At 61.2% G+C, this 6,762-nt stretch carries 7 protein-coding genes; 3 read left to right on the forward strand and 4 right to left on the reverse strand.

All coding sequences use genetic code 11. The features are described from left to right. Positions 1 to 168 precede the first annotated feature (168 nt). The 3 genes from KW403_RS19255 (at position 169) to gndA (ending at position 3,286) form a co-directional block, all read left to right on the forward strand. Positions 169 to 990: an HAD-IIB family hydrolase gene (locus KW403_RS19255; RefSeq protein ID WP_425518233.1), complete on the forward strand. Its 822-nt coding sequence runs from the start codon at positions 169 to 171 to the stop codon at positions 988 to 990. Then, positions 987 to 1,757, forward strand: a complete 771-nt coding sequence (locus KW403_RS19260; RefSeq protein ID WP_223022846.1) for a DeoR/GlpR family DNA-binding transcription regulator — start codon at positions 987 to 989, stop codon at positions 1,755 to 1,757. Before KW403_RS19255 ends, KW403_RS19260 begins: the two co-directional genes overlap by 4 nt. Before the next feature lie 104 nt (positions 1,758 to 1,861). Continuing rightward, positions 1,862 to 3,286: an NADP-dependent phosphogluconate dehydrogenase gene (gene gndA, locus KW403_RS19265; RefSeq protein WP_223022847.1), complete on the forward strand. Its 1,425-nt coding sequence runs from the start codon at positions 1,862 to 1,864 to the stop codon at positions 3,284 to 3,286. A gap of 57 nt (positions 3,287 to 3,343) precedes the next feature. Here the strand turns inward: gndA and KW403_RS19270 are convergent, their stop codons facing one another. The 4 genes from KW403_RS19270 to trpB form a co-directional block, all read right to left on the reverse strand. After that, on the reverse strand, positions 3,344 to 3,886 hold the full coding sequence (locus KW403_RS19270; RefSeq protein WP_223022848.1) for a peroxiredoxin: 543 nt from the start codon (positions 3,884 to 3,886) through the stop codon (positions 3,344 to 3,346). A gap of 172 nt (positions 3,887 to 4,058) precedes the next feature. After that, positions 4,059 to 4,667 (reverse strand): LysE family translocator, encoded by a 609-nt coding sequence (locus tag KW403_RS19275; RefSeq protein WP_223022849.1) that lies wholly within the window; start codon positions 4,665 to 4,667, stop codon positions 4,059 to 4,061. A gap of 80 nt (positions 4,668 to 4,747) precedes the next feature. Next, positions 4,748 to 5,578: a tryptophan synthase subunit alpha gene (gene trpA / locus KW403_RS19280; RefSeq protein WP_223022850.1), complete on the reverse strand. Its 831-nt coding sequence runs from the start codon at positions 5,576 to 5,578 to the stop codon at positions 4,748 to 4,750. Between the two features lie 44 nt (positions 5,579 to 5,622). After that, positions 5,623 to 6,762 (reverse strand): tryptophan synthase subunit beta (trpB, locus tag KW403_RS19285; RefSeq protein WP_223022851.1); only part of this gene is annotated, 1,140 nt, incomplete at its 5' end.

The following is a 6,762-nucleotide window of genomic DNA, read 5'->3' on the forward strand; positions in this document are numbered from 1 at the left end:
CTCCACCGCACCCATTTGCCCGAACCGTATCGAATTTCTGTGGTAGTTTGCAATATTCAATTCCAAATTATTTGGAAAACCCTCGAAAAATCTCCAAAACACCGCTAAAAGCGTGGCAGAACACTCATACTGGGGAGGTGTCCGGTGGTGGATAGCGCGGTAAAGCGGGTGGCGACCAATGCGTGGGAGCCGGAGGAGTTTTCGGGTATCGGCACCGATGTTCTCGCGGGGATTGACTTTGTGCTCACCGATATCGACGACACGCTGACCACCTCTGGTCGACTGCCAGCTCTCGCCTACGAGGCGCTGGAACGCCTGCAGAAAGCAGGCATCTCAGTCATCCCGGTCACGGGCCGTCCTGCCGGGTGGTGCGACATGATTGCAAGGTTATGGCCCGTCGATGCCGTGGTGGGCGAAAACGGGGCGTTCTACTTCGCGTGTTCTCTGCAGAGCGGCATGATCCGGGAGTTCGCCCAATCATCCGAGAAGCGTTGTGAAGGACGCCAACGTCTGGACCGATTGGCCGAAACCATTCTTGCATCTGTCCCCGGTGCGCGGCTCTCCGCCGACCAGAAATTCCGCGAGGCCGATCTCGCCATCGATTTCGCCGAAGATGGCCCGCGACTGAGCGATAAGGACATTGCCCGCATCGTCACCTGCTTCGAGGAAGCCGGCGCTGTCGCAAAAGTGTCATCCATCCATGTCAATGGATGGTTCGGCCATTATGACAAGCTGGCCATGACCCGTTGCCTGTTTTCCAGGCACTATGGGCTCGACCTCGATACAGCGGACCGCAATGTGATCTTCGTGGGCGATTCCCCCAATGATGCGCCCATGTTCGGCTTTTTTCAAAACAGTGTTGGCGTGGCCAATTTTGCCGATTTTCTGGATGCCGAAGTGACTCCGCCCAAGTGGATTACACGACAGGCGGGCGGTGCGGGATTTGCGGAGGTTGCCGATGCCATTCTTCGTGCCAGAGGCGACCAATGACGCGACTTCGAAAAAAAGCGCGCCGCGAGCAGATCATTCTCGAACTGCAGCATCATCCTCATGTGCGCACATCGGAACTGGCCGCGCGGTTCGGCGTCTCAACGGAAACCGTTCGCCGCGATGTCGAGGCGCTTAGCCAGGAAGGGCTGATCCGTCGCGCCTATGGTGGGGCGTCCGCTGCACCCATGGGCGCACAGCCGCCCTTCGGCGAGCGTGATCAGGCGCGCATCGAAGAGCGCGTGCAGATCGCCGCGCGTGCGGCAGCCCTTGTGCGCCCCGGCGAAGTCCTGATGATCGATGCCGGCTCCACCACGCATCAGTTCGCGCTGAATCTGGCGTCGATGGCACGCGACCTGACCGTTCTTACAAACAGCGTTGCCGTGGCCTCGGCGCTCGCACAAAACGAAACGATCCAGGTGGTCATCTGTCCCGGTGATTTCATGGCGCGCGAGGTCGGAATCTACGGTGCGGAAACCATCGATTTCATCGCTCGTCACAATGCCAATCGCGCCTTCATCGGCGCGAGCGGTCTCACGGCAAATGGCATAACCGAAGCAAATCGCCTCGCTGTCGGCGTCAAGCGCGCGATGATCCGCCAGTCCCACGAGAGCTATCTTCTGGTCGACCACTCGAAGTTCGACGTCAATCTCGTCGCGACAGTCGAACCGCTTGCCGCGCTCACGGCGATCATCACCAATGAGCAGCCCTCGGGCGGGCTTGCAAAGGCCCTGATCGATGCTCATGTTGACATCCATCTTGCCGGCTAATGTGCGACAATCTTCCGTCTGGCGAGGATGCATCTGCGGACGGTCTGGTGCATAGTGCCGTCCAGGGTCAGAGCCCGACTTCTGATGAACCGGAGACTTGAAGCATGTCGAAAGCGGATATCGGCCTGATCGGCCTTGGCGTAATGGGGGCAAACCTTGCTCTGAACATCGCGGAGAAAGGCCACACTATTGCCGTCAACAACCGCTCGACGCCGAAAATCGACGCTTTCGTCGAGGCAGCGCAGGCCGAGGGCTTTGGCGAGCGCGTTGTGCCCGAGGCCGATCTTGCGACGTTCGTTCAATCGGTGAAGAAGCCGCGTTCCATCATCATCATGGTCAAGGCCGGCAAGCCGGTTGACGACATGATCGAGCAGCTTTTGCCTCTGCTTGATGAGGGCGACGCGATTCTCGAATGCGGCAACTCGCTCTTCAGCGACACACAGCGCCACTTTGACTACCTAAAGCCAAAGGGTATCGGCTATCTCGGCGTCGGCGTTTCCGGTGGCGCGGAAGGCGCGCGGCATGGCCCTTCGATCATGGTGGGCGGCTCAAAGGCGCAATGGCATGATGCCGAACCCGTACTCACCTCCATCGCCGCAAGGTTCAAGGGCGAGCCTTGCGTGGCCTGGCTGGGTGAGGGCGGCGCCGGCCATTTCGTCAAGACGATCCACAACGGCATCGAATATGGCGACATGCAGATGATCGCCGAGGTCTATGGCGTGATGCGCGACGGGCTGGGCATGGATGCTGCCGCCTGCGCCGAAGTCTTCAAGCGCTGGAATGAGGGCCCGCTTAACTCCTATCTGATCGAGATCACGGGCCATGTGCTGGAAGCCATGGACGGGGAGAGTGGTAGGCCGCTCGTTGAAATGATCCTCGACAGGGCAGGGCAGAAGGGCACCGGTGTCTGGTCGGCCATCGCCGCGCAACAGCTCGGCGTTCCGGCCACGGCCATCGAGGGTGCGGTCGCTGCCCGTTCCATCTCCTCGCGCAAGCAGGAGCGCATTGCCGCAGAAGCGCTTTATGGCAAGCGCCGGGGCAAGGTGGACATCACGATCGACGATTTGGAGCAGGCATTGCTGGCCGGTAAGATCGTTTCCTACACGCAGGGATTCTCGGTCATCGCCAGCGCATCTGAAGAGCAGGGCTGGGGGCTCGAACTTGCCACGATTGCAAAGATCTGGCGTGCCGGCTGCATCATCCGCTCCCGCTTCCTCGACCAGATGGCAAGCGCCTTTGCCGGCGACGCGGCGACCAATCTCCTGATGGTTCCGGATTTCGCCACCCTGATGAAAGAGGCCAGTCCCGCGCTGCGCCGCGTGGTTTCAGCCGGCGCGCTTGGCGAGCTGCCACTGATCTGCCTCTCGTCATCGCTTGCCTATTTCGACAGCTACCGGCAGGCGCGTGGTACCGCCAACCTCATTCAGGGCCAGCGTGATTTCTTCGGCTCGCACGGTTTCGAGATCGAAGGGCGTGGCACTGACCTTCACGGGGAGTGGCCCTCTCTGATTGAACAGGCTGCCGAATAAGGAAAAGGCCCGGACGGCATCGCCATCCAGGCCCCTGATTTGAGTGTTTCAGAAGGATCAGGCGGCCTGCGCCTCGCCCTTCTTCAGAGCTTCCAGGACGTTTTGCGGCGAGGACACGCCATAAGGATCGGTGTCGCAATTGTCGGAGAAGCCTTCCTCCTCGAACCACATTTCGATCCGTCCATCATTGACCACGGCCGCATAACGCCAGGAGCGCATGCCGAAGCCGAGATTGTCTTTGGCGACGAGCATGCCCATCTTGCGGGTGAACTCGCCCGATCCATCGGGAATGAGCTTGACGTTCTTCAGCCCCTGCGCCTTGCCCCAGGCGTTCATCACGAAAGCGTCGTTGACGGAGATGCAGTAAATTTCGTCAATGCCCTCGGCCTGAAACTCGGAGAAGAGTTTCTCGAAGTCGGGGAGTTGGTAGGTCGAGCAGGTGGGGGTGAAGGCGCCCGGCAGGGAGAACAGGACAACACGTTTGCCGCCGAAAAAATCGGCAGTGGTCTTCGCTTCCCAGCGGAACGGGTTTGGACCTTCGATCGACTCGTCGCGAACGCGCGTGCGGAAGGTGACGTTGGGAACTTTTCTTACGGTCATGGCTAGTCCTTTGGCAAATACATCGCCACCCCGGTCAACGGTCGGGTGGCTACGATCCTGAAATTTTGGACTCCGGCTGCCGGAGGGTGCGCCGGAAAAGACAGCTCGGAATAGAACATGTTGCAGGCGCGAAGTGAAGACCTTGCGCTGCGGCAATCCGCAGCATTTTTCCTCAGCCGCGTGAAAGCACCATGGTCCCGCCGGATGCGATCAATACCGCACCCACAAGGCGGTTGAGATGCACAAAGATGCGCTCGGATTTGAGCATCGTCCCAAGCAGAACGCCGCCGACCACGTAAAGCGCGACCGCGGCCACTTCAAGGGCTAGAAAGACACCGCCCATCGCCGCAAGCTGGCTCCATGCGGGCTGCGATGCATCAATGAATTGCGGGAAGAAGGCCGTGAAAACGGCGATTGCCTTCGGATTGCTGATGGCGATCACGAAATCACGGCGCATCAAGGTCCCGATGGCGGAATCGAGCGAGCGGGCAGCTGCCAGCTCCCGCGCCTTGCGCCAGAACTGGATGCCCACATAGATGAGATAGGCTGCGCCCAGCATTTTGACGATGATGAAGGCCGTGGCCGAGGCCGCCAGCACCGCGCCGAGGCCCACAATCGTGACCCCGATCAACAGCATGAAAGCCGGCATGCGGCCCAGCCCGCCCAGAAGGGCAGGCACGAGGCCCAGCCGCGCGGCATTGGAAAAGGCCAGCATGTTGTTGGGCCCCGGCGCGCAGTTCAGAGCGAAACAGGCCGGTATGAAGATCGACCAGGCGATCATGGTGTTCTCCTTGGCGGGATGCTTGCCGCGATCCTATGTTCACCGCGCATTGCCGCCAAGGCGTCAGATCGACAAAACCGTTAAGCCATCTGGCGAGAGCGCACCCCGTCTGCGAGCCCCTTCACAAGGGTTGCCACGGCCTCGGCGGGGTCTTCGATCCGCTTGCCGTTGTCGTCGTAGCACTGTGCGATGGCCGCCACGATGGCGCTGCCGACCACCACACCGTCCGCCGCTTCGCCGATCGCCTTTGCTTGCCGCGCCGTCTTCACCCCGAAGCCCACGCAGATCGGCAGATCCGTGTGTTCCTTGATCCGCGCAACCGCTTCGGACACATTGTTCGTGTCCGGCAGCGCCGATCCCGTCACACCCGTCATCGACACGTAATAGACAAAGCCCGACGTGTTCTCCAGAACCTTTGGGAGACGTTCTTCATCCGTCGTCGGCGTGGCCAGACGAATGAAGTTCAGCCCCGCCTTGATCGCCGGAACGCAAAGCTCCTGATCCATCTCCGGCGGCAGATCGACGATGATCAGCCCGTCAATGCCGGCGGCCTTCGCGTCAGTGAGAAAGCGCTCCACGCCATAGATGTAGATCGGGTTGTAATAACCCATCATCACGATGGGCGTGTCGTCGTCATCCCGGCGAAAGTCACGCGCCATCTGGAGCGTCTTTGAAAGCGTCTGCCCGCCCTTGAGCGCGCGCAGGCCGGCGGCCTGGATGGCCGGGCCATCAGCCATGGGGTCGGAGAAGGGCATGCCCAGTTCGATCACGTCGCTGCCCGCCGCAGGCAGCGCCTTCATGATCGAGAGCGAGGTCTCATAGTCCGGATCCCCGCCCATGAAATAGGTCACGAGTGCCGGGCGGTTTTCTTCCTTCAGCCGCGCGAAGCGGCGGTCAATGCGGGTGGTCATGCGGATACTCTCTTCAACAAGGGGCTTCAGTCGGGCGATGTGGCTCACATCTCCATGCCGAGCATCTTTCCAACGGTGTGGACGTCCTTGTCTCCGCGCCCGGAGAAATTGACGATCATGATCTGGTCCTTGCCCATGGTGGGTGCAAGCTTGATCGCATGGGCAATCGCATGGGCCGATTCCAGCGCCGGGATGATGCCCTCAAGCCGCGTCGTCATCTGGAACGCCTCGATCGCCTCATCGTCCAGAATGGGCGAATAGATCACACGGCCCGTATCCTTCAGCCAGCTGTGCTCCGGCCCGACACCGGGATAGTCGAGCCCGGCAGAGACCGAATGCCCGTCGAGGATCTGCCCGTCCTCATTCTGCAGAAGATAGGTGCGGTTGCCATGCAGCACGCCGGGGCGCCCCGCCGTCATGGAGGCGCAGTGCTCCTCGCCCTCCAGCCCGTGCCCGCCGGCCTCCACACCGTGGATTTCCACCTGGCGGTCATCGAGGAAGGGATGGAACAGGCCGATGGCGTTCGAGCCGCCGCCCACCGCCGCCACGATGGCGTCGGGCAGCCGGCCTTCCAGCTCCTGTATCTGTTCACGCGCTTCCGTGCCGATCACCGATTGCAGCTCGCGCACCAGCTCGGGATAGGGATGCGGGCCTGCCGCCGTGCCGATCAGGTAATAGGTGTCTTCAACATTGGTCACCCAGTCACGCAGCGCCTCGTTCATGGCATCTTTCAGCGTGCCATGCCCGGAGGACACCGGCTTCACCTCGGCGCCCAGAAGGTTCATGCGGAAGACATTCGGCTTCTGCCGCTCCACGTCTGTCGCGCCCATATAGACAATGCAGGGCAGGCCGAAGCGGGCGGCCACCGTGGCCGACGCCACGCCATGCTGGCCGGCGCCGGTCTCGGCGATGATGCGGGTCTTGCCCATGCGCTTGGCGAGCAGGATCTGGCCGAGGCAATTGTTGATCTTGTGCGAGCCGGTGTGGTTCAGATCCTCACGCTTGAAGTAGATCTTCGCGCCGCCCAGATGCTCGGTCAGGCGTTCGGCGAAATAGAGCGGCGAGGGCCGGCCCGTATAATGGCGGCCCAGACTATCCAACTCGGCCCGAAACGCCGGGTCGTCCTTCGCCTCGTTCCAGTGCTTTTCCAGATCGAGGATCAGCGGCATCAGCGTCTCGGCCAC

This window comes from Nitratireductor kimnyeongensis, assembly GCF_019891395.1.
Lineage (GTDB): Bacteria > Pseudomonadota > Alphaproteobacteria > Rhizobiales > Rhizobiaceae > Nitratireductor > Nitratireductor kimnyeongensis.